The 21,437-nt window shown below is 65.7% G+C and carries 19 protein-coding genes and 2 tRNA genes; 8 read left to right on the top strand and 13 right to left on the bottom strand.

Annotated features, from left to right (window positions below; all coding sequences use genetic code 11):
- Nucleotides 1-55: 55 nt before the first annotated feature.
- Together ACFY5D_RS14135 and ACFY5D_RS14130 are read right to left on the bottom strand one after the other, a co-directional pair.
- Nucleotides 56-1,858 (bottom strand): SLC13 family permease, encoded by a 1,803-nt coding sequence (locus ACFY5D_RS14135; RefSeq protein WP_387530867.1) that lies wholly within the window; start codon nt 1,856-1,858, stop codon nt 56-58.
- A 127-nt stretch (nt 1,859-1,985) separates the two neighbouring features.
- The gene (locus ACFY5D_RS14130) at nt 1,986-3,815 is read right to left on the bottom strand and encodes a phosphoenolpyruvate carboxykinase (GTP) (protein WP_387530865.1); all 1,830 of its coding nucleotides are present in this window, start codon (nt 3,813-3,815) and stop codon (nt 1,986-1,988) included.
- Nucleotides 3,816-4,120: 305 nt separating this feature from the next.
- On the opposite strand from ACFY5D_RS14130, the gene ACFY5D_RS14125 reads away from it, so the two are divergent.
- Nucleotides 4,121-4,197, top strand: a tRNA-Arg gene (locus ACFY5D_RS14125).
- A gap of 116 nt (nt 4,198-4,313) precedes the next feature.
- Here ACFY5D_RS14125 and lepB read toward each other — a convergent pair.
- From lepB to ACFY5D_RS14100, 5 genes are all read right to left on the bottom strand, one after another.
- A complete protein-coding gene (lepB, locus tag ACFY5D_RS14120; protein ID WP_387530862.1) occupies nt 4,314-4,841 on the bottom strand; it encodes a signal peptidase I in 528 nt (175 codons plus the stop codon).
- Complete coding sequence (locus tag ACFY5D_RS14115) at nt 4,838-6,337, bottom strand: multicopper oxidase family protein (protein WP_387530859.1); 1,500 nt, start codon at nt 6,335-6,337, stop codon at nt 4,838-4,840. Before ACFY5D_RS14115 ends, lepB begins: the two co-directional genes overlap by 4 nt.
- 172 nt (nt 6,338-6,509) lie before the next feature.
- Nucleotides 6,510-7,112 (bottom strand): hypothetical protein, encoded by a 603-nt coding sequence (locus ACFY5D_RS14110; RefSeq protein WP_387530857.1) that lies wholly within the window; start codon nt 7,110-7,112, stop codon nt 6,510-6,512.
- A 264-nt stretch (nt 7,113-7,376) separates the two neighbouring features.
- Complete coding sequence (locus ACFY5D_RS14105) at nt 7,377-7,994, bottom strand: methyltransferase family protein (protein WP_387530854.1); 618 nt, start codon at nt 7,992-7,994, stop codon at nt 7,377-7,379.
- A complete protein-coding gene (locus tag ACFY5D_RS14100; protein ID WP_387530845.1) occupies nt 7,991-8,287 on the bottom strand; it encodes a hypothetical protein in 297 nt (98 codons plus the stop codon). The genes ACFY5D_RS14105 and ACFY5D_RS14100 overlap by 4 nt, the downstream gene beginning before the upstream one ends.
- An 86-nt stretch (nt 8,288-8,373) precedes the next feature.
- On the opposite strand from ACFY5D_RS14100, the gene ACFY5D_RS14095 reads away from it, so the two are divergent.
- Nucleotides 8,374-8,450, top strand: a tRNA-Arg gene (locus ACFY5D_RS14095).
- A gap of 127 nt (nt 8,451-8,577) precedes the next feature.
- Here ACFY5D_RS14095 and ACFY5D_RS14090 read toward each other — a convergent pair.
- The 3 genes from ACFY5D_RS14090 to ACFY5D_RS14080 form a co-directional block, all read right to left on the bottom strand.
- Nucleotides 8,578-9,330, bottom strand: coding sequence for an esterase/lipase family protein (locus tag ACFY5D_RS14090; RefSeq protein WP_387530842.1), 753 nt, complete (start codon nt 9,328-9,330; stop codon nt 8,578-8,580).
- Nucleotides 9,327-10,085, bottom strand: coding sequence for an alpha/beta fold hydrolase (locus ACFY5D_RS14085; RefSeq protein WP_387530839.1), 759 nt, complete (start codon nt 10,083-10,085; stop codon nt 9,327-9,329). Before ACFY5D_RS14085 ends, ACFY5D_RS14090 begins: the two co-directional genes overlap by 4 nt.
- Nucleotides 10,086-10,178: 93 nt before the next feature.
- Nucleotides 10,179-11,207, bottom strand: coding sequence for a lactonase family protein (locus ACFY5D_RS14080; protein WP_387530836.1), 1,029 nt, complete (start codon nt 11,205-11,207; stop codon nt 10,179-10,181).
- A gap of 153 nt (nt 11,208-11,360) precedes the next feature.
- Between ACFY5D_RS14080 and ACFY5D_RS14075 the strand changes: the two genes are divergently transcribed.
- The 3 genes from ACFY5D_RS14075 to ACFY5D_RS14065 are packed head-to-tail and all read left to right on the top strand — an operon-like array spanning nt 11,361 to nt 15,048.
- Nucleotides 11,361-12,128 (top strand): ABC transporter ATP-binding protein, encoded by a 768-nt coding sequence (locus ACFY5D_RS14075; RefSeq protein WP_387530834.1) that lies wholly within the window; start codon nt 11,361-11,363, stop codon nt 12,126-12,128.
- A complete protein-coding gene (locus tag ACFY5D_RS14070; RefSeq protein WP_387530831.1) occupies nt 12,125-14,443 on the top strand; it encodes a YhgE/Pip family protein in 2,319 nt (772 codons plus the stop codon). The genes ACFY5D_RS14075 and ACFY5D_RS14070 overlap by 4 nt, the downstream gene beginning before the upstream one ends.
- On the top strand, nt 14,440-15,048 hold the full coding sequence (locus ACFY5D_RS14065) for a TetR/AcrR family transcriptional regulator (protein ID WP_387530828.1): 609 nt from the start codon (nt 14,440-14,442) through the stop codon (nt 15,046-15,048). Before ACFY5D_RS14070 ends, ACFY5D_RS14065 begins: the two co-directional genes overlap by 4 nt.
- Here ACFY5D_RS14065 and ACFY5D_RS14060 read toward each other — a convergent pair.
- Nucleotides 15,029-15,961, bottom strand: a complete 933-nt coding sequence (locus ACFY5D_RS14060) for an EamA family transporter (RefSeq protein WP_387530825.1) — start codon at nt 15,959-15,961, stop codon at nt 15,029-15,031. The genes ACFY5D_RS14065 and ACFY5D_RS14060 overlap by 20 nt on opposite strands.
- Nucleotides 15,962-16,034: 73 nt before the next feature.
- Between ACFY5D_RS14060 and ACFY5D_RS14055 the strand changes: the two genes are divergently transcribed.
- A complete protein-coding gene (locus ACFY5D_RS14055) occupies nt 16,035-16,997 on the top strand; it encodes a LysR family transcriptional regulator (protein WP_387530823.1) in 963 nt (320 codons plus the stop codon).
- Here ACFY5D_RS14055 and ACFY5D_RS14050 read toward each other — a convergent pair.
- Entirely contained in the window at nt 16,994-17,515 is a 522-nt protein-coding gene (locus tag ACFY5D_RS14050; protein WP_387530820.1) for a SixA phosphatase family protein, read from the bottom strand. The genes ACFY5D_RS14055 and ACFY5D_RS14050 overlap by 4 nt on opposite strands.
- Nucleotides 17,516-17,596: 81 nt before the next feature.
- Nucleotides 17,597-18,394 (bottom strand): winged helix-turn-helix domain-containing protein, encoded by a 798-nt coding sequence (locus ACFY5D_RS14045; RefSeq protein ID WP_387530818.1) that lies wholly within the window; start codon nt 18,392-18,394, stop codon nt 17,597-17,599.
- Between the two features lie 583 nt (nt 18,395-18,977).
- Here ACFY5D_RS14045 and ACFY5D_RS14040 point away from each other — a divergent pair.
- Nucleotides 18,978-19,718, top strand: a complete 741-nt coding sequence (locus tag ACFY5D_RS14040) for a response regulator transcription factor (protein WP_387530815.1) — start codon at nt 18,978-18,980, stop codon at nt 19,716-19,718.
- Nucleotides 19,715-21,403 carry a sensor histidine kinase gene (locus ACFY5D_RS14035; protein WP_387530812.1) on the top strand — a complete coding sequence of 563 codons (1,689 nt, stop codon included), beginning with the start codon at nt 19,715-19,717 and terminating at the stop codon, nt 21,401-21,403. The genes ACFY5D_RS14040 and ACFY5D_RS14035 overlap by 4 nt, the downstream gene beginning before the upstream one ends.
- Nucleotides 21,404-21,437: the final 34 nt, after the last annotated feature.

The following is a 21,437-nucleotide window of genomic DNA, read 5'->3' as shown; positions in this document are numbered from 1 at the left end:
TTTCATACCTTACTGCCCCTTGTCAGTTCGTCTTATTGGGGGTATACGCGAGGGACTACGCAACGCCCAGCGGCCAGATCACCGGGACCAGGAACAACGCAACCACCGCGTACAGCGCCATGACGGCAAGACCGAACTTCCAGTAGTCCCCGAAGCGGTATCCGGCCGGCTGCATGATCATCATGTTGGCCGGGGTCGCCACCGGGGTCAGCAGGGCCGCCGACGAAGCCACGGAGATGCACATGAGGATCGTGATGGGGTTGACGCCCGATTCCCCCGCGATCGACAGGCCAATGGGGATGATGATCAACGCGGTGGCGGTGTTGCTGATCAACTGGCCGAGCACGGCCGTGACCGCGAAGATCGCGGCAAGCAAGAACAGCGGACCGGAATCCCCGACGGCCGAGACCATGCCCTCGGCGATCATCGTCGCGGTGCCGGTGGAGGTGATGGCCAGGGAGAGCGGGATCATGCCCGCGACGAGGATCAGCGTCTGCCAGGCCATCGAGCGGTGCGCCTGCCCGAGGGTGATGACGCGCAGCAGCACCATGGCGATGGCGGCGAGCATCGCGGCCATCGGGGCGGGGACTATGTTGGTGGTCAGCATCAGGACCATGGCCCCGAGCACGACCAGTGCCGGCACCGCCCCGGGGCCCAGCGGAACGGCCTGGCGCCGCACGGCATCGGGGGAATCCACGAGAATGACCTGGTGGTCGGCGGTGTGTTTGTCCAGGGCAGACCAGGCTCCCTGCAGCAGCAGGGTGTCCCCCGCGTTGACGCGGGCGCGGCCGAGGGTCGACGGGTGCCCGGGCCGCTGGTGGGAAAGCACCACCAGGGCGCCGCTCTCCGTGATCATGCCCGGGTACGCCTCGGTGCCCACCAGGTCCGAGCGCGGCGGCACCACCACCTCGGCAACGCCGAAGGAGCTGCTGATCAGCCCGCAGGTGGAATCCGCGGCCTGCACCAGGCCGTGGCGGGCCGCAAAGGCGTCGATGATGCCCTGCTCGCCGCGGACGATGATCTGGTCGCCCTCGGCCAGCAGCGGCTCCCTGCCGGGCTTCCCGGAGCGGTCCTGCACGCCGATCAGGAAGAGCCCCTCCGGGTGGTCGGCCAGCGGGTCGACGCTGGGCTGGCCGATGAGGTCGGATCCGGCCGGGACCTCCAGGCGGCTGAGACCGTCGTCCCCCAGGTGGTGGCGCATCAGCGTTTCCCCGTGGGAGCTGAGGTCGCGCGGAAGGGTGTCCGGGTCGCGCCGCGGGATCAGCTTCGGGCCCAGCCAGAGCGCCAGGCCGATGGTGCCGACGAGCAGCGGCAGGCCAACCAGCCCGAATTCGAAGAACCCGATGCCGCTGCCCGTGGAGTCCAGGGCCGCCTCGAGGATCAGGATGTTCACGGGCGACCCGGTGAGCACCAACAGCGAACCGGCATGCGCGGCAAAGGCCATGGGCATCAGCAGCTGGGCGGGTTCGCGCCCCAGCCGCACGGCCAGCACCACGACCATCGGCAGCAGCGCCGCCACCGCGCCGTTGACGCTGATGAAGGCGGTGAGCACCGCGGTGATGCCCATGGTCAGCACCAGCAGGCGGGTGCGGCTGGTTCCGGAGAAGCGGATCAGCAACCCGCCCAGCCAGGTGGTGATGCCGGCTGCGTCGATGGCCTCGGCGACGACAAAGAGCGAGGCGATCAGCACCACGGTCCCGCTGCCGAAGCCCGAGTAGGCGTCTTCGGCGCTGACGATGCCGGTGCCGAAAAGCGCCAGCGCCACGCCGAGCGCGACGATCTCCACCGGCAGCTTGTTCCAGATGAACGCGGCAACCGCCAAAGCAAGGATGATCAGGGTGGTTGTGCTGTCACTCATGGGGCAAACCCTAGTGCACGCCCGCCGGATCGCGGAGCCCTGCACGCACCCGGGCACAAAAACGGCGGGCCGGGGCGCGGAAACAAATCCGCGCCCCGGCCCGCCGGGTGATGCCTGTATGCCGGGACTATGCGCCCAGGCGTTCCTTCAGTCCGTCAAGTTCGGCCTGCAGGGACTCCGGAAGGGCGGCACCGAAGTTGGCGTACCATTCCTCGATGCTGGCCAGCTCGGTGATCCACTCGTCCTTGTCGACGGCGACAGCGGCCTCGACCTCGGCCGGGGTCATGTCCAGGCCGGTGAGGTCAATGGAGTCGCCGGTCGGAACGTAGCCGATCGGGGTCTCGCGGGCGTCCGCCTTGCCCTCGATGCGGTCGATGGCCCACTTCAGCACGCGGGAGTTGTCCCCGAAGCCGGGCCAGGCGAAGCCGCCCTCGGCGTTGCGGCGGAACCAGTTGACCAAGAAGATCTTGGGCAGGCGCGCCGGGTTGGCCTTGGACTCGATGGAATCCCAGTGGTTCAGGTAGTCGCCGGCGTTGTAGCCGATGAACGGAAGCATGGCCATCGGGTCGCGGCGGACGACGCCCACGGCGCCAGCTGCGGCTGCAGTGGTTTCCGAGGACAGGGTCGAACCCATGAAGATGCCGTTGGTCCAGCTGCGCGCCTCGGTGACCAGCGGGATGGTGGTCTTGCGGCGGCCGCCGAAGAGGATGGCGTGGATTTCCACGCCTTCCGGGCTGTAGTACTCCGGGGAAAGCATGTCGATCTGGTCGATCGGCGTGCAGAAGCGGGAGTTCGGGTGTGCCGCAACGCGACCGGAATCCGGGGTCCAGTCGTTGCCCAGCCAGTCGGTCAGGTGCGCAGGAGCCTCGTCGGTCATACCCTCCCACCAGACGCCACCGTCATCGGTGAGCGCAACGTTGGTGAAGATGGAGTTGCCCTTGGTGATGGCGCGCATGGCGTTGGGGTTGGTGGACCAGCCGGTACCCGGGGCAACGCCGAACAGGCCGTACTCCGGGTTGATGCCGCGAAGCTCGCCTTCCTTGCCGATGCGCATCCAGTTGATGTCATCGCCAAGGGTCTCGGCCTTCCAGCCCTCGATGGTCGGATCCAGCAGGGCCAGGTTGGTCTTGCCGCAGGCGGACGGGAAGGCGGCAGCCACGTTGTAGCTCTTGCCTTCCGGGTTGGTCAGCTTGAGGATGAGCATGTGCTCGGCCAGCCATCCCTCGTCGCGAGCCATCACCGAGGCGATGCGCAGCGCGTAGCACTTCTTGCCCAGCAGGGCGTTTCCGCCGTAGCCCGAGCCGTAGGACCAGATGGAGCGTTCCTCGGGGAAGTGCACGATCCACTTGTCCTCGTTGCACGGCCAGGCGACATCCTCGTCGCCCGGGGCCAGCGGGGCACCCACGGTGTGCAGTGCCGGAACAAAGAAGGCGTCTTCGGCTTCCATCTTCCGCAGCACGTCGTTGCCGATGCGGGCCATGATGCGCATGGAGGTAACGACGTAGGCCGAGTCCGAAAGCTCAACACCGTACTGTGGCTGCTCGGCGTCGAGCGGGCCCATCACGAACGGGATGACGTACATGGTGCGGCCACGCATGGAGCCTTCGAAAAGCCCGTTGAGCTTTTCCTTCATGACCGCCGGGGCCATCCAGTTGTTGGTGAAGCCGGCATCGTGCTCGTTTTCCGAGCAGATGAAGGTGCGTTCCTCAACGCGTGCAACGTCCTTGGGATCGGAGAATGCGGCGAAGGAATTCGGGAACGATTCGTGCGTGAGCTTCTTCAGGGTGCCTGCTGCAACGAGTTCGGCGGTCAGTCGATCGTTTTCTTCCTGCGTGCCATCTACCCAATAGACATGGTCAGGCTGCGTCAGTTCCGCGACTTCCTGCACCCAAGCTGCCAGCTTTGAATGCGTAGTCGGTGCTGCATCGATGACCTTCTGGTCCGAGCTCTCGCTCATGTCCATTCCCTCCATTGGGCTGAATTTGCAATAAGTCGATGCTAGGTTGCCAACCAAAACGAATCATGTGACTCAAGTCGCTAAAACTCGCGGAACAGGGTTAGGCTCAAGCTAAAACCGCTATTTTTCGCGACTTCAACCCCAACAGGTCCACATTTTAAGTGACGAAGGTCACGTAGACCGGTATACCTCAATATTTGAGACACTGCGCAATCATCGGTCCGGGCCTTTCGATTTTGCGTGAGTCGAATTCGTCTGTATAGTTGTTCGAGGTCGAGCCGCAAGGCAAGGACCGAATTGAATATGCGCCCATAGCTCAGCTGGATAGAGCGTCTGTCTACGGAACAGAAGGTCAGGGGTTCGAATCCCTTTGGGCGCACCAACAAGAAAAGCCACGAGAAATCGTGGCTTTTCTGTTTTTGGTTTCCATTCGCCCGCTTCGCAGTCACCTCACCGGGACAATTGCCGCCAGTCCCGGGCAAATGTCCCGGCCCCGCGTCAAGGCCTCATCCCGAGGACCAGTCCGTCGATGTTTTCCATCGGAACAGGGCCGTAGTCTCGAGAGTCGATGGACCGTTCCCGGTTGTCGCCCATGACAAAAACAGTCCCGGCGGGAACCTCGGTGCGCGGATAGTGGGTGCCGTCGATCGTGGCCAGGTCGACGAACGGCTCGGCCACGGGGGACGAGTCGACATACAGCACGGCATCATGGACCTCGATTTGCTGTCCTCCGACAGCCACTACGCGTTTGATCACGGGCGTGCCGTCCGCCGGGGACGGGAAGACCACCAGATCGCCGGAATGCACGCCGAAGAGTTCGGGCCCCGGCTTGAAGACAAAAACCAGACTGCCGGCCCGGACCGTGGGTTGCATGCTGTCCGAATCCACGGCGACCGGCTCCATGACCCAGAGCCGGCATGCCAGCGCCAGAAGCACCGCGATGATGACGGCGATGAAAACGCCCCTTCCCCGGCGCTGCCGGGGAAGGGGCAGCGCGCCGGGGCTGTCCGTCCTGGGCGCACTCATTCCGGCCCCGTTTCCGGGTCGAGCTTGGCCGGCGCGGCAAGGATCGGATCATTGGGGTCGGGGTCATTCACGCCCAGGCCCACCCGGAACTGGAACATCATGGAGTGGTCCTCGTGGACGAGGTTGTGGCAGTGCACCATGTAACGACCCTTGTGCGGACCGAATTGCATAATGACCTGGATTTTCTCGTTTTCACCGACGTACATCACGTCCTTCGGCCCCCGTTCCCAGGCCGCTGCCGGCTTCCCGTTGCGGCTCAGGATCTGGAAATCAACCAGATGGATGTGGATGGGATGGAACCAGCCTCCGGACTTGTTCTCGATTTCCCAGATTTCCACGCCGTTTAGCTTGGGATCCGCACCGGCGAGCTTGAAGTTGCTCGCTATGACGTCTTCCCAGGTCATGCCGCTGACGTTCCACGGCCCGTCCGGATCGCCCCGCTGCACCCTGAATTGGCGCTTTTTCTCCGCGTCATTCCTGGTCAGCCCCATCACATGGCTGTCCACCAGCGTGGTGGGGATGAAGTTCCACTTGGGGTCCAGCTTCATCTCCCGCTCGCTCGGCGGCGCGACGACATCGAATGCCATGATCTTGTTCGTATGGTCGAAGTCCCGGTTGTTCTCGTTGGACAGGTTCCGCAATTCGATCCGCTGGCCCGGCTTGTACTTGCCGAAGTCGATCAGTACCTCGTACCGTTCGGCCGATCCATGGCGCCAGTATTTGACGGCCTGGGTCCTCGGTATCAGCCCTCCGTCGGTGGCAACCACATGGACCGGGTCCCCCGTGCTCAGCGTCGGCCGGTATGAGCGCGAGACCGAGGCGTTGAGGATCCGGAAACGGTAAACCCGGGGCTGGACCTGCATCACCGGCCAGGGCCTGCCGTTGACGAGGACCACGTCTCCCCAGAGGCCGGAACGGTCCCGGTCGTCATAGCCAAGGCTGCCGTCCGCCGCGAACATCGCGTCGCTGATGACCAGCGGCACGTCGAAGGACCCCTGCGGCAGTAGCTCCCGTTCTTCCTTGTCATGCATGATGTACAGCGCGGCAAGGCCGGAATAGACGTTCTGGGCCGTGAAGTGGACGCCGTGGTCGTGGTACCAGAGCGTGCGTGCTGCTTGGAAGTTCGGGTAGAAATAATCCTTGTAGAACCCGGACAACGTCACGTCGCTCGCATAGCCGTCATACTGCGGCAGGGACGCCGAGCCGTGCAGGTGCGTGGAGGTCGCGAGCAGGTGGCCCAGCGTCGGGTGGTTTTTCGGCAGCTGGTTGCGCATATGCACCATTGAGCGCGTTCCTTGCTCCAGCTCGATGGTGGGGCCGGGAAAGATGCCGTTGAAGCCAAGGATGTTCGTCGTTTTGCGGGGCAGGATCTGCGCGGCCGCCTGGCTCATGGTGATCCGGTAATGGTTCACCTTGGCGCCGTCGGAGTCCGTCGAGATGGACTGCGGAGTCAGGACCGGCGGCCGGACGAACGCGGCCGCATATGGTCTGGGCATGTCACTGGACTTCAACTGGCTCGCAGACTTCGCGGAGACCGTGGAAATCGGCACCGTCACCAGACCGGCACCGATAATTCCAAGACCTCCAATTTTGATCAGGTCTCGCCTTGATACTGACATTTCGAGTCACCTCCCAATTGATGACTGATGTTTCGTGAAATGCAGACGATCAGTCACCGGAATGGTGCTCTTTACCGAGTGAGAGCCGGCTGCCGGTTGAGTCTTCGAGGACGAGGGCAATCGCCTTGTTCGGCAGCTCGAAAACCATCGTGGCACTGACGGATTCACCCTCGTCCACGAGCGTGGCTTCGGGTGATGACCACAGCGGGCCGGGCCGACCGGAACCGAGTCCGTCGACGATGAACCCAGCCGGGTCCAACCGCAGTCCACCGGGGTCCATGGCCGTGAACTGCACCTCGATACGCACCCTGTGGGCCCCCTCCTGGACATCTTGCCGAAGGCCGTCCACAGGAGAGGGGGGCTGCCATCCATCCAATTCCACCGGGACAATGCCGGTGATCATGGCTATGCCGCCGGGAACCTCCGCCGGAGCGCCCAATTGGACGCTCGGCTTGGCCTTGGCCGTGGTTACCAAGTAGCCGAATCCAATGGCGAGTATGGACAAAAACGCAAGGGGAATGACGATGAAGCGCCTCCGCCGGATCTTTCCCGGCCGGGTCTTGTGTTCCACACCAGTTCCCATGCCCGTGATGTTCCCAATACGACCTTGGGAAAACCCTGTTCTTCTTGTCCAAGGGTTTTCCTCGGGCACGTCCGTTACACGCCGCCGGAAATATTCCCTCCCCAGCCTCCCAGCCGCAGGTTGAAAATGAGCCCCTGGTTCAGCTGGATAGAACGCCTGTCTACGGAACAGAAGGTCAACGGCTTGGGTCCCTCATGGGAACGCCAACGAGAAAAGCCACGAGAAACCGTGGCTTTTCCGCTTTCGGACGCCGCCCGATCCGCTCGTTCACGACCTATCCTCGGGCCGGCTCCGCAGCCTTTGGGGAACAGATCCCGGCTGTTCGTTGTGCCGCTACCAGATGCCCGGCAGCAATCGCTTCGTGTATGACATGTACTGCCGATAGGGGTCGCCCAGCCTGGCGAGCAGGGCCGCTTCCTCGACGTGGATGCGGAAGATCAAGCCAATCGACGGCAGGGCCACGAGCACGAGCAGCGAAAGCCAATTTCCCAGCGACAGCCCCATGCCGGCGAATGCAAGCAGCAGGCCGGTGTAGCTCGGGTGGCGAACAAGCCTGTATGGGCCGGAGGTTACGACGTGCTGGCCCGAAACCACTCGGACATCCGCGGTAAAGAAGCGTCCCAGCGTCCGGATCGCCCACAGCCTGAACAGCGAGCCGGCAACAATGACGACGATCCCCAGGACGAACACGGACCACCTGGTGACGGGACTGGCAGGGGCGATCGTGGCTGCCAGCACCTGGTTGGAAACAGGAAAACCAATGCCGAACCCCAAGGCTGTCGTTAGTGCGACGACCAGCAACGATCCTCGGTCCAGCGAGGGCTCTCGGGGAGTGCTGTCTCCGCTCCACCACCCCGCGCCTCCCATCTGGAGATTGACCAAGACAAAGACGGCGAACGCCGCCACGAAGACCATTGCGGCAGGAAACGATTCGAACGGTAGCGGTTTCATTGGTTTTTCCCTCCACTGTGGTGGGCAGCCGCTCCATGGTTGCGGTCATTTTCCAGTGTGGCACGCACGCTTCGGAATCGGGATCTGGCGAAGTAGTTGTCAGGCGGCATGGAGAAACCGGCAACGAACAAGGTGACCTCCGACGACGCAATCTCGCTGCTGGCCACCGCCGCGGAGAAACCAGTCGCCGGAAAGACCTCGGCGACGCTGGCCCCGAAATGCCCCCCTCGTGCGGCAACGCCGAACGAGGCCAAATCCGGGATATCCACCCGCCCCGACGTGACGTCGCGCACTGTTTGCCATTTTGGATCGACCAGCGGGCCAAAGCTATGTATAGTTGTTCGAGGTCGAGCCGCAAGGCAAGAACCGAATTGAATATGCGCCCATAGCTCAGCTGGATAGAGCGTCTGTCTACGGAACAGAAGGTCAGGGGTTCGAATCCCTTTGGGCGCACCAACAAGAAAAGCCACGAGAAATCGTGGCTTTTCTGTTTTCCCACGGTCGGGTCCGGGGAAGGTTCAGGCCGCCATTCCCCCGGCGGCCCGCCGGACACGGGACAGGTGCGTTTGTGGCGCCCTGCCCTTCAGGCGCATCCCGCAGGCGGCCCGCAGGCGCCCGACAGGTGCTCCACCGCCTCATCGACCGCATCCAGCACCGCTCCGGAACGCAACGTTCGGAAGTGCCCGGACACCGGCAACTCAATGTTCAGGGCGCCGGCGAGCGCACTGCCGCCGGGAATATGCGGATCGAATTCCGGAAAGACGGACACCACCCGATCGTTGACGGCCTCCTGGTTCTTCAACGAGAGCAGGACCGCATCGGTGGGGGAAAAATGGCGGATGGTGCGCGAGAGCGTGTACCGGGCATAAATCGATCCGGAGAACGGAGTCCCGATGGCAACCAGCCCCATGATCTCCACCGGGTGGTGGCCGCCGGCATCGCCTTCGAGGGCGGCAGCGGCGTCGAGCATCAGGTACTTGCCGATCAGGCCGCCCTTGCTGTGCGCCAGCAGGATGCAGCGCTCGATGCCGTGTTCGGTGGACAGTGCGGCAAGCCTTTGCCTGACGATTTCGGCGGATTCCGGGATCGGACGCCTGTTGGTCCCCAGGCCGGGAACCGTGAAGACCCCGTGCCCCGCAGCGTTGAGCCGCTGCGCCGAGGGCTCCAGGAACAGCCACGTTTCATAGACCCCGGGCAGCAGGACGATGGCCGGAAGCGCCGGGTCCCCGTCCGCATAAGAGCTCGGGGCTTCGCGCCTGAAGACCGCGATCAGTTGCCGCCACCCGGCGTACAAGTAGTCCAACAGCCACCACCATGGGCGAAGCACCCGCTTCACGGCTGCCCCTGGTATTCCAGGTGCTCCACGATGTACCGGGCGACGCAGGCGCCGTCCTTGACCATGGTTTCGTGGCCGCGGCCGTCGACCTCCACCATCCGGGCGTCGGGAATCAACGCGGTGACCTCCTCGACCCAGCCGTGCGGGCAGACCGGGTCGCGGTTCCCGCGGACCACCAGCGTGTGGGCCTTGATCCGCGGCAGGGTTTCCTCCACGTCGTGGTCCATCATGCTTTTGAGTTTCTTGATGAACCAGCGCGGGCCGGTCTTTGCGTAGTTCTTCATCCCGATCACCCACACACGCGGGTTTTCCCCGAACAGGTCCTGGAGCATGCGCCACGTCTGTTTGGGGATCGACCGTTCATGCTGGTTGACCGTCGGCGCCACCAGCACCACCTCGGGGAACAGGTCCGGGCGTTGCGCCGCGGCCTCGGCGGCGACCTGGGTGCCCATGGAATGCCCCACCAGCACGGGCTTGCCCAGACCCTCGACCTCGACGAAGTCGATGAGGACCGCTCCCATTTCGGCCATGGTCAACGAGTGCTCCGGCTCCGGCGCATCCCCGAACCCGGGCAGGTCTATCGCGACCACCCGGCCATGTGCTTCCAGCGCGGTGCTCAGCTCGGCGAAGTACGAGATCCCCATGCCGATGCCGTGCACCAGCAGGAACGTGCGCCCCGCCGCGTCGTCCGCGTCCGTGTCCGTGTCCGTGGTGACCACCGTGTATCCGCCCGCTTGGACTTTTCGCACCGTCATCGTCCCAGTATTGCCGAGATCCCCCGGAATCCATCCGAACGCGGGTCCTGACGACGTCGAGCCGCCGGACTCGAACCGGACGGCGGCATGGCCCTAGGGAAGCGCCTGGGCCGCCAGACAGGTCGGGCTCTCCAGCTTCAGGCAGCTCAGCCGGCGGTCGGGCCTTCCGTCCTCGGCATTGAGCCCGAACGCCACGATGGTGTTGGAGAGCTGGTTTGCGACGAGCAGCGCCTGCCCCGACTGCACGTGGTGGCGCGGCCAATCGCCGGCGCACGATTCCTTGCCGATCGGCAGGGGCACGCCGTCGGCGCCGATCCCCATCACCGCGATCGATCCCGCGCCGCGCACCCCCACGTAGAGCCGGTTGGTCCGCGAATCCAGGGAGATCTCCGAGGGGTAGTGCTCGCCGGGGACGAAGTCGTCGCCCAGCGCGGTGCGCGAGCGAACTTCGTAGCCGCCCTCCGTGGTCAGGGCCAGCGTGATGATTTCGACGCTGTGTTCCGTGACCACGTAGATCAGGCCGGAGGGATGTTCAACCAGGTGGCGGGGGCCGTCGCCCTTGTTCAGGATGATGCGTTGGCGCAACGCCAGCTGCCCGGCCACCAGGTCCCAAACGCGCAGGCAATCGTGGCCCAGATCGGTGGTGATGATGCGGCCGTTGCGCAGCGTGGTGCTCTGGTGGGAACGCGATGCCCGCGGCGAGTGGCCATCCCTGGCATAGGGATCTTCCGAGGCGACGGCAAGGTGCGGGGTCCCCAACGAGCCGTCGGCGGCAATCGGGTATGCCAGGACCCGCCCGTCCCCGTAGCAGCTGCCGATCAGCGTGCCGCCCAAGGCGTCGAGCGTGAGGTGGCACAGCAGGGCGCCGGCGGCCACGGGTTTGCCCAGTGACTCGACCCGGTTGGAGGAAACGACCCGGTAGGTGGCTATTTCCCCGCGGTGCTCGAGCGCCGCATAGATGACGGGAAGCCCCGGGTGCGCGGTGATCCATGAAGGGGAATCGGCCGGGTGGGCCAACCCAAGGTCATGAAGCGACCCGTTGCGATACTCGATCGCACGTATTCCTTGGCTGGTTCCGCCTCCATCGGGCGAATAGGCGCCGACCCAATACTGGATACCCATCTAATAATCTTCCCGCGGCGGAACACTCCCGGTGCCATCGGTTGCCAATCGATACGTGATTGTGTCGCCCCGGGCCGCCGAATCACAGGAGAGTGTCAAAACAGACACTGACACTATTTGAACTGACCGGTCAGTTTGATTTACGCTGGTCTTGTGCTTATCGCTAATTCGCTGGCCATCGCCGGACGCCACCAACCACTGCTGGAACCAACCAGCCTCGCCGTTGCCCGCGGACAGCTCCTGTTGGTGCAGGCCGAACCGCAGCCGACCCGCACCGCACTGGCTCTGGGCCTGAGCGCGCGCATGCGCCCCACCTCGGGCAGCGTCGGATGGTCGGGCAACACCGCGCTGCGTTCGGTGCGACGGATCAGCGCCCTGGTCGACTCCCCGGAAATCAACGAACCCGAGGCACACCTCAAGGTCCGGGACCTGGTGGCGGAGGACTTGGCCCTGCAGCCCGGCCCGCGCTGGCGACGCAGCAGCATCGACTCCTGGATGGAACGCCACCGGATGGACCACCTGGCCGACTCGTGGCTCGACGTGATCGACCCGCTGGACCGGCTGGCCCTGCTGACGCACCTGGCGCTCGAAGACCACCGCGTTGAGCTTGCCGTCTTCGACTCCCCCGACCGGCACGGCATCCCCGAGGAAGCCTGGATCGACTACCTGCAAACGGTGGCCGGCGGCCGACGCTCCCCCGCAGTGGTTGCCATCGCGACCCGCATCCCGCTCTGGTGGGAGGGCGCCGTCGCCTACGCAGGGACGACCCAACAGCATCCCGCGTTCGAACCGCCGGCGGCCACCGACGCGGAAGGGACCGGCTCGGAAGCCGCGACCGCGGATCCCGAGCCGGACATGGAAGAAGTTCCGGCCGCACCGGAAACCACAGTCTTTTCAACAGCATCGAAGGAATCCCGATGACCACGCTGCGCCTGGCGCTCTCCGAACTCAAGCGCATGACCTCCGGCCGCCTGCCGCGGCTGGCGATCATCGCCATGTGCTTGGTCCCGCTGCTCTACGGCGCGCTGTACCTCTACGCCAACTGGGACCCCTACGCGCACCTGCACAACGTCAAGGCCGCGATCGTGAACCTCGACAGCGGCTCCGAGCAGGACGGCAAGAAGCTGCAGGTCGGCGACGACGTCACCCAGGAACTTCTCGATGACGGCACCTTCGGCTGGACCGTGGTGAACTCCGAGGCCGAGGCCGAAGCCGGCGTCGCCAGCGGCGACTTCGCCTTCGCGATGACCATCCCCAAGGACTTCTCCGCGAACCTCGCCTCCCCCGGCGACTTCGAGAAGGCCAAGCAGGCCATCCTGAAGATCACCACCAACGACGCGAACAACTACATGGTCGGCACCTTCGCCGACAAGCTCGCCGGCCAGGTCCACAACACCGTGGCCAAGGAGGTCGGCACCCAAACGGCCGACGCCCTGCTCACCGGCTTCTCCGACATCCACACCAACATGGTCACGGCCGCCGACGGCGCCGGAAAACTCCACACCGGAACCGTGAAGCTCTCCGACGGCGTGGGCACCCTGGCCGACGGCGTGGGTTCCCTCGACGAAGGCGCCACCAAGCTGGACACCGGCGCCGGGGACCTGGGCAACGGCGCCAACACCCTGCACGAGGGCACCTCGTCGCTGGTTTCCGGCCAGCAGAAGCTGGCCAAGGGAGCAGGCGACCTCGCCGACGGCACCGGCACGCTGGCCGACGGCACCAAGGAACTCAACGCCGGATTGGGCGAGCTCAAGTCCAAGACCAAGGAGCTCCCCGCCAAGACCGGCCAGCTGGCCGACGGCGCGGACTCCGCGGCCAAGGCCTCCGAGAAGCTCGCGGCCGGCGCGGCGCAGGTCGCCGCGGGCAACAAGGCCCTGAATGACAAGGTCGCCCAGGCCGCGGACACCATCACCGCCCTGGAAAAGGACGCCGAAACTCGCCTCGACGCGGCCAAGGCCGCGCTCGATGCCCGCACCGCCGAACTCATCAAGACGGGCGTCATCACCCAGGCCCAGGCCGACGAGCTCGAGGCCGCGCTCAGGCAGGCCGCCGGCTCCAGCGACATCGAATCCCAGGTGGCCGACACCAAGAAGCAGCTGGCCACCGCCCAGTCACAGATCTCCGCCCTCGCCGACGGCTCGGCGCAGGTCGCCGACGGCGCCAAGCAGCTTTCCGGCGGCCTCTCCACCCTGGCCGACGGGACGGACCAACTCGCCGGGGCCATGCCCGCACTCAAGACCGGCATTTCCGACGCCGCGGCCGGGGCATCCAAGCTCAACGACGGCGCGCAGGCCCTGGCATCCGGGGCCGGCACGCTGGCCGGAGGCCAGAAAGACGCCCTGGCCGGGGCCAAGAAGCTCGACACCGGGGCCGGTTCCCTGGCCGCCGGCGCCAACACCCTGCACGAGGGCACCGGCACGCTGGTGGCAGGCGTGAAGGACCTCGGCGACGGCGTGGGCGAACTGGGCTCGGGCGCCACCGAGCTCAAGGACGGGTCCGGGGAACTGAGCACCAAGCTGGCCGACGGCAGCGGCGAGGTGCCCCACCCCGACGCCGCGACGCGCGAACAGATCTCCTCCGTCATGGGCGATCCCGTGGACATCGCGCGCACCGACCAGGCCAAGGCCAGCGTGTACGGCGAGGGCCTGGCCCCGTTCTTCATGACCCTGGCCATCTGGATCGGCGCCTTCATCCTGGTGCAGATCATGCGCCCGATCACCAAGCGCGCGCTGGCCTCCAACGCCTCAGACTGGAAGATCGCCATCGGCGGCTGGCTGCCGTTCCTGGGCATCTCGATGATCCAGGGCACGATCCTCTACGTGGTGGTGCTCTTCGGCCTCGGCCTGAACACCGCGCACCCGTGGATGACCTGGGGACTGTTCATGCTGGCGTCCATGGCGTTCACGGCGATGATCCAGGGCATCTGCGCGCTGCTGGGCACCCCCGGCAAGCTCGTGGTGCTGGTGCTCATGGTGCTGCAGCTGGTTTCCTCCGGCGGCACGTTCCCGTGGGAAACCACCCCGGAGGCCCTGCACGTGGCGCACCGCTGGCTGCCCATGGGGCACGTCGTCACCGGCCTGCGCCACCTGATGTACGGCGCGGACCTGTCCGTGCTCGGGCCCATCGTCGCGGGCCTGGTCGGCTACACGATCCTGGGCCTGGTTGCCAGCACGATCGCAGTACGGTTGCATAAGACGTGGACACTGAAAACACTTCACCCGGAGCTGAGCGCATGACCGAGACCTCCTCCCCACGCACCCGCGTGCGGGTCACCGATTCGAAGCACCGGCTCTTCAGCGCCTCGATGGAGCTGATCGGCACCCGCGGGCACCGGGAGGTGAGCGTCGACGAGATCGCCAAGGCCGCCGGGGTCTCCAAGGGCACCGTGTATTACAACTTCGGTTCCAAGGGCGAACTGATCGGCGAGCTGCTGAACTACGGCGCGGCGATCCTCTTCGAGCGGCTCGAGGACGGGGCCCGGGACGCCGATGCCGACCGCGGGCTGCGGCTGATGGTCGCCAGCGCGCTGGAGTTCATCGCCGAGTACCCATCGTTCGCGCAGCTGTGGAATTCCGAGCAGTGGCAGGCCCAGAGCGAATGGGCCGAGTCGCTGGCCCAGATGCGCCACGAGGTCATCTCACTGGTGCGCACGGCGCTGGAGCGGATGGCCGCCGACGGGCCACCGGCCCCGGGCTCGCCCGGGGTGGACCTCGACGTCCTGGCCACCGCCGTCTTCGGCGCCGCGTTGATCCTGGGCAGGGACCGGAACGTCTTCCACCCCGAGCGCAGCGTCGGGTCCTGCGTGGAGGCCGTCATGGCATTCACGGCGCCACTGCGCTAGGTTTCGCCTCCCCCGCCGCCAGCGGCTTTGCACGCGGCCCGAAGCGCAGCGTCCCGACGGCAACGCCCAGGACCAGCACCGCGGCCCCGGCGATTTCCAGGGCGTTCGGGTATTCGCGGAGCACCAGCGCGGCGCTTCCCATGCCGATCGCGGGGATCAGCAGGGTGAAGGGCACCACCTTGGCGGTTGGGTACCTGCCCAGCAGGGTGTTCCAGATGCTGTACCCGACCAGCGATGCCACCAGCGCCGTGAAGGCCACTCCCCACCAGGTTTCCGGCCCCATGGTGGTCAGCGCGTCGCCCACGGCCACCGGCCCGTCGAGCAGCAGCGAAAGCCCCAGCATCGGGATCGGCACCCAGAGCGCCGAATGCACCACCAGCCCCAGCCCGGAGGCACCCGCGGCGGAACGCGAGATGACGTTGCCGACGCCCCAGCTGAACCCCGCGGCGATGCAGATCAGCAACGGAAGCAGCACGCCGGCCAGCGCGGCGCCCTCGGGCAGCGAGGCAACCCGACCAAAGCCGACGACCACCAGCCCGGCGATGCCCAGGGCGGAACCCAGGATTTGCTTCCGGGTGGGGTACTCGCGCAGGAAGAGCGCACCGAGCCCGATGGTGAAGAACATCTGGGCCTGCAGGACCACCGGCGCGAGGCCCGCGGGCAGTCCCAGGTGCATGGCCGTGAAGAGCAGCCCGAACTGGCCCGCGCTCATGGTCAGCCCGATGCCTGCGACAACCTTCCAGCTGACATTGGGTTTCGGCACGAAGAACACCAACGGGAAGGCGACCGCGGCGAAGCGCAGCGCCACAAACACCAGAGGCAGGGTGTCGCGCAGCCCCAGGTCGATGAACAGGAAGTTCAGTCCCCAGAGCAGGGCGACGAGCAGGGCAAGGAGGGTATCGCGTGGTTTCACATGCCCACCTTCCCACCGAATGACCATGTAGCACCAGCTTCGAATCCTTCATGGTTTCTTGTAGCATCGCTTCATGATCGATTTGCAGGCACTGCGTTCGCTCGTGACTATCGAGCGGTACGGGTCGGTGATCGCCGCGGCCGACGCGCTCGGCTTCACGGCTTCGGCCGTTTCCCAGCAGATCAAGAAGCTTGAGCGAGCCCTTGACGCCCCGGTGCTCGAACGTCAGGGCCGGGGCGTTCGCCTGACCGAGCGCGGCCGCCTGCTGGTCGCGGAGGGCGGCCCGCTGCTGCGCGAGCTGGAACGGGTGACAACGCTTGTCGAGTCCCCCGTGCTGGCCAAGCGCAGGCTGAGGGTCATCGCGTTCTCCACGGCGATGCGCGGGCTGGTCGCCCCGGCGCTGGCCCTCTACCAAGCCAGCGGGGCCCGGCACGCACCGCTGGAAACCCAGCTGCGCAGCGTCGAGCCGGAGGCCGCGGTGCAACAGATCGCGCAAGGGGATGCCGACCTGGCAGTGGTGCACAACTGGAGTTCGATCCCGCTGGCCACTCCCGCGGGCGTGCGCGCCCAGCCCCTCGGCTTCGACGAGGCAGACGTCGTGCTCCCGGCGAACCACCGGCTGGCCTCCCAACCCGCCCTCGACCGCGGCGAGCTCGTCGACGAGCCCTGGGCGGCAACCCCGGCCGGGGCCATCTGCCACGAGGCGCTCATGCGGCTCTTCGCGGACCTGGGCGTGGTGCCGCGCGTGGTGGCCGAGGACCCGGAGTTCGCGACGCTCGTTGCACTGGCCTCCGCCGGGGTGGCGGTTGCACTGGTCCCCCGGCTTGGCCGCGGCCCGCTGGATGCCTCGGTGGTGGCCCGCCCGCTGCGCGACGTGCCGCAACGGCGCATCATCCAGGTGATCTGCCGCGATTCAATGGCCAACTCGCCGGCCGTCACCGAGCTCACCGGGCTCCTGCGCGACGTGTTCGACCGGACCGAGGGCCTGGTCGGCGGGCAGGAAGCCGGCGGGCCGGGCACGGTTCAGCAGGTTTAGCGCGGCACCACGAAGTTGGTCACCCGCATGTCGCGGCCGTCGATCTCGGCCCACGGCTTTTCCGTTTCCATGACCGTGAGGCCCAGCGTCGGGTAGTTCATGGCGAGCTCGTAGACGGCTTCCTCGTCCGAGTCGACGCTTGCCAGCCGCATGGCCAGCTCCTGCAGGACCGGCTGGTGTCCGATCACCATGAGCGTGGTGACGGTTTCCGGCGTTTCGTTGATGATCGCGCAAAGCCTTGCGGCCGAGGCGCCGTAGACGCGTGAATCCAGGTACGGGGTCGGGGCCTTGTCGCCCAGCTCGGAGATCACCCAGGCGCAGGTCGAGCGCGTGCGCAGGGCGTCGGAGGTGACGATGAAGTCCGGCACCACGTCGTTCTCGCGCAGCCAGGCACCGGCCGCCGGCGCCTCGCGGTTTCCGCGCGCGGCCAGCGGACGGTCGTGGTCTCCCACGCCCATGGGGTAGTCGCTCTTGGCGTGGCGCAGCAACACGAGGCGTTTCAGGTGGTGGTCACTCATGTACCCAGCTTAGGCCGGTTAAACGCCGTTGGGGGCGTCGCATCAACGGATGCGACGCCCCCAACGGGATGGAACCTGGAACTAGATGGTGTATTCCGGGGCGGCCCAGACGACGACCTCGGGGTGCTCGTAGAAGCGGTAGCCCTGGCCGCGCACGGTGCGCACGGTGTTGGCAAGGCGGCCCAGCTTCGAGCGCAGGCGACGGATGTGCACGTCGATGGTGCGCTCGTTGGGGACCTCTTCGGCGTTGCGCCACAGGTTGGTAAGCAGCTCGTCGCGGCCCACGGTGCGGGTGCCGTTTTCAACGAGGTAGTTCAGCAGCTCGAATTCCTTGAACGTGAGGTTCAGGGTCTCGCCGTCGAGGTGGACCTCGCGGCGGGACAGGTCGATCAGCACGCCGGAGGGGCGCGGTGCTGCCGGACGGGCGTCGGCGCGCGGGCGTCGGTTGACCGTGGGGTCACCCAGCGCGTGGCGGACGACGTCAATGTTCTCGCCCTGGGCGCTGGCCGGGGCCAGTGCAACGGCCGCGTGGGTCTGCGCCTCCGGGGAGAGCGTGGCCAGGAAGGCGCGAACCTGGGTGGCCAGCTTGCCCAGGGAGGTTCCCTGCGCCTGCGCCACCGATTCGTCCAGGCCGACGTACAGCACGAAGCCGCGGGCGGTGGTGTCGTTGGCTACAGGCTGCGGACCCGGGGTGCCGTTCGGGGCAACGATCGGGGTTGGAGCGGTCATCGGTCGAGTCTCATGGGCAGCTGGCACCGCATGGAGCTGGCGATAGCCGGCCGGGGCGTAGCCGCCGGGAGTCGTCGTGCGCTGCGCTGCTGCGGCGCGGGACTGGGCGTTGCGGATGGAGACATGGACGTATCCGGACGTAACCGACATGCTGCTTTACCTCTAACTCGTGTGAATGCCACGGAATGGCGCGAATGCTTAGGTGTCCCCAAACCGCCGGTGCGGAATCGGGACCGATGCGAGTTTCACTGAGCGTCGAAATAGGTTCGACACTCAGCTGGGCATTCGACAACAGCACTGGAGGTGAGTGATCACCACGCCTCCGCGGAGGCCCTGGGTTGCTGTTGCTGCGCTATTCACAATGTTCAGTTTCCTCGTAATAAACGGAACCCGCAAGTAACAAACTTCGATTCCGTCCACATGTTGAGACAAACCGTACCGAAAGTGACCATCATCACATTGCACAGATATGCAATAGCTAAGCCGTACACGGCACGGTATGCCCGGTCTTTTACAAATTCATGTGCAGAGTGATCAATCAAGCGTATAACCCTGCAATCGTGGGCAGTCTTACACCCGGAAAAGAATCCATACAACGGGCAATTCAACCGCCCGGTTTAGAAACGCCGCGCACGCCCCGTACGGCAGGCAATAAGCTGTAGTCGACACGGTTCACAGGCCGCTCACAGAGTCATCACAGTCGCGACCTACACCCCGGATGGAGAGTAGAAACATGCCAGCCTCACGCTTTTCTCCCACCCAGTTGCCCCGCCTCACCCACCCGGACGGAACCCCCATCCGCGTCCTGGTGGTTGACGACGAACCATCGCTTGCCGAACTGGTCTCCATGGGCACACGCATGCTCGGCTGGGAAGCAACAGTTGCCCACGACGGGCCAAGCGCCGTCGAAGCGGCACGCGCCTCCACCCCGGACGTCTTGGTGCTGGACTGGATGCTGCCCGGTTTCGAGGGCCCGGAGGTTCTGCGCAAGGTCCGCATGTTCCTTCCCGAGGTGCCGGTGCTCTTCCTGACCGCCAAGGATGCCGTCGAGGACCGCATCGAGGGGCTCGGCATCGGGGCCGACGACTACGTGGCAAAGCCCTTCAGCCTCGAGGAAGTCCTGCTGCGGCTGCACAAGCTGGTTGAACGCTCCGGCGCCAGCGCCGCCGACACCGCCGAACTCGTCGTGGGCGACCTGGTGCTCAACACCGATTCGCACGACGTCACCCGTGCCGGTGTTCCCATCAGCCTGACCGCCACGGAATTCGACCTGCTTTCCTACCTGATGCTCAATGCGCGCCGGGTGGTTTCCAAAGCCCAGATCCTGGACAACGTGTGGCACTACGACTTCGGCGGCCAGGCCAACATCGTGGAGCTGTACATCTCGTACCTCCGCAAGAAGATCGAGGCCGACTGGCCCCCGATGATCCACACGGTGCGCGGCGCCGGATACATGCTTAAGCCCGCACAATGAGCAACCACGCACGGCCCCGCCTGACGCAGCCGGCGGAACCCGCACCGGAGAAGGATTCCGTCGGCCTCCCGGCCGCAGGCACTACCGAGGCTCCTCCTGCTGCTCCGGCCGATCCCCCGACGTTGCCCAGCACCGCGTCCGCACCCGACGAGACCGGCAAGGATCTCCCCCGTGCGAATCCGCAGGGGGTGCACCCACTGTCCGGGCGCTTCGGCCACCTCACGCTGCAGCGCCAGCTCTTGTTGGCTCTCATTGGATCCCTCGCGATGATTTGCGCGGTGATCGGCCTGCTCATCAACGCCGGCATGCGCCAGACCCTGTCCAGCCAACTCAACGAACAGCTCAACAACGCGGCCGACCGTGCCCAGGCTTACTCCCGCTCGCAGGGCCACCCGGCGAATCCGGCGCCCCTTTTTGCGCCCGGCCAGGCCTCTGGAACCCTCAACGCCAAAATCGTCTCCGGCTACCTGTTCGCCGCCGGCGTGCTGGACGAGAAAACCGGCGAGCGCAAGGACCTCGTTGACGCGGACACGCTACCGCTTTCCCAGCTCGTGGTCGGCGCGCCTCCCGTTGTCAGGCACCTGAGCATCGGCGACTACCTGCTGACTGCCCAGCTCGATCCGGCAAACGGCGGCGTCCTGATCACCGGCCTCCCCTTGGAGCCAAACGAACGAACCATCGCATCCCTGACGTGGCTGACCGTGATCATCTCGGTTGCCGGGTTGGCCGCCACCGGGCTGATCGGCTCGATCATCATCCGCCGCTCGATGGCCCCGCTCAAGCGCGTCTCCGCCGTGGCTTCCTCGGTGGCCAATGCCGAACTCGATTCCGGCACAGTGGCCCTGGAAGTGCGGGTAGCGCCGGAGGACTCCATTCCCGGCACCGAATCCGGCGATGTCGGCAACGCGCTCAACGCACTGCTGGACAATGTGGCAACCGCCTTTGCCGCCCGCGAACAGTCGGAGGAACAGATGCGCCAGTTCGTGGCTGACGCTTCCCACGAGTTGCGCACCCCGCTCTCGGCCATCCGCGGCTACACCGAGCTGATCAGCGCAACCGAGCATTTCAGCGAGGACGGCCAGCGCTCGCTGAACCGCGTGCTGGAGCAAAGCACCAGAATGAGCTCGCTGGTTGAGAACCTGTTGCTGCTGGCCCGACTGGATGAGAAACACCAGCTCAAGAAGGCTCCGGTGAACCTGGGTCAGCTGGCTTCGGAGATCACCGAGGACTTCCGCATCACCACCCCCGACCACCACTGGGTCACCCGGGTGCCGGAAACCCCGGTCGTGGTCTCGGCCGACGCCAGCTCGCTGCGCAGGGTCATCACCAATCTGCTGGCCAACGCCCGCAAGCACACCTCGGCGGGAAACACCGTCACGGTGGCACTGGACATCGACTCCGCCGCCCATGAGGCAGTGCTTCAGGTCGAGGACACCGGGGAGGGCATCGACGCAGCGTTCCTGCCCCACGTCTTCAAGCGCTTCACCCGCGCCGATTCCGCACGGTCCGGGGCAGACGGCACCACCGGACTGGGCCTGCCCATCGCGCAAGCCATTGCGGAGGCCCACGGCGGCACCATTTCCGTTGCTTCGAAGCCCGGCCAGACGGTCTTCACCGTACGTCTGCCATTACCCTCCGAAGTTCCGCCCAAGCCAGCGAAATCCACCAAGCCGTCCAAGTCCTAGCCTCCGCCGGGCGCAGGTAAATCGCGGGATACGC

Origin of the sequence: Paeniglutamicibacter sp. NPDC012692 (genome assembly GCF_042901625.1) — a bacterium.
Taxonomy (GTDB): domain Bacteria; phylum Actinomycetota; class Actinomycetes; order Actinomycetales; family Micrococcaceae; genus Paeniglutamicibacter.
This window is presented reverse-complemented; position numbering and strand designations above follow the sequence as displayed.

Excerpts from the sequence above, each read along its gene's own strand:
- ACFY5D_RS14135 (WP_387530867.1), bottom strand. The coding sequence starts at position 1,858 with ATGAGTGACAGCACAACCACCCTGATCATCCTTGCTTTGGCGGTTGCC.
- ACFY5D_RS14130 (WP_387530865.1), bottom strand. The coding sequence starts at position 3,815 with ATGAGCGAGAGCTCGGACCAGAAGGTCATCGATGCAGCACCGACTACG.
- lepB (WP_387530862.1), bottom strand. The coding sequence starts at position 4,841 with ATGAGTGCGCCCAGGACGGACAGCCCCGGCGCGCTGCCCCTTCCCCGG.
- ACFY5D_RS14115 (WP_387530859.1), bottom strand. The coding sequence starts at position 6,337 with ATGCCCAGACCATATGCGGCCGCGTTCGTCCGGCCGCCGGTCCTGACT.
- ACFY5D_RS14105 (WP_387530854.1), bottom strand. The coding sequence starts at position 7,994 with ATGAAACCGCTACCGTTCGAATCGTTTCCTGCCGCAATGGTCTTCGTG.
- ACFY5D_RS14085 (WP_387530839.1), bottom strand. The coding sequence starts at position 10,085 with ATGACGGTGCGAAAAGTCCAAGCGGGCGGATACACGGTGGTCACCACG.
- ACFY5D_RS14080 (WP_387530836.1), bottom strand. The coding sequence starts at position 11,207 with ATGGGTATCCAGTATTGGGTCGGCGCCTATTCGCCCGATGGAGGCGGA.
- ACFY5D_RS14070 (WP_387530831.1), top strand. The coding sequence starts at position 12,125 with ATGACCACGCTGCGCCTGGCGCTCTCCGAACTCAAGCGCATGACCTCC.
- ACFY5D_RS14065 (WP_387530828.1), top strand. The coding sequence starts at position 14,440 with ATGACCGAGACCTCCTCCCCACGCACCCGCGTGCGGGTCACCGATTCG.
- ACFY5D_RS14055 (WP_387530823.1), top strand. The coding sequence starts at position 16,035 with ATGATCGATTTGCAGGCACTGCGTTCGCTCGTGACTATCGAGCGGTAC.
- ACFY5D_RS14050 (WP_387530820.1), bottom strand. The coding sequence starts at position 17,515 with ATGAGTGACCACCACCTGAAACGCCTCGTGTTGCTGCGCCACGCCAAG.
- ACFY5D_RS14045 (WP_387530818.1), bottom strand. The coding sequence starts at position 18,394 with ATGTCGGTTACGTCCGGATACGTCCATGTCTCCATCCGCAACGCCCAG.
- ACFY5D_RS14040 (WP_387530815.1), top strand. The coding sequence starts at position 18,978 with ATGCCAGCCTCACGCTTTTCTCCCACCCAGTTGCCCCGCCTCACCCAC.
- ACFY5D_RS14035 (WP_387530812.1), top strand. The coding sequence starts at position 19,715 with ATGAGCAACCACGCACGGCCCCGCCTGACGCAGCCGGCGGAACCCGCA.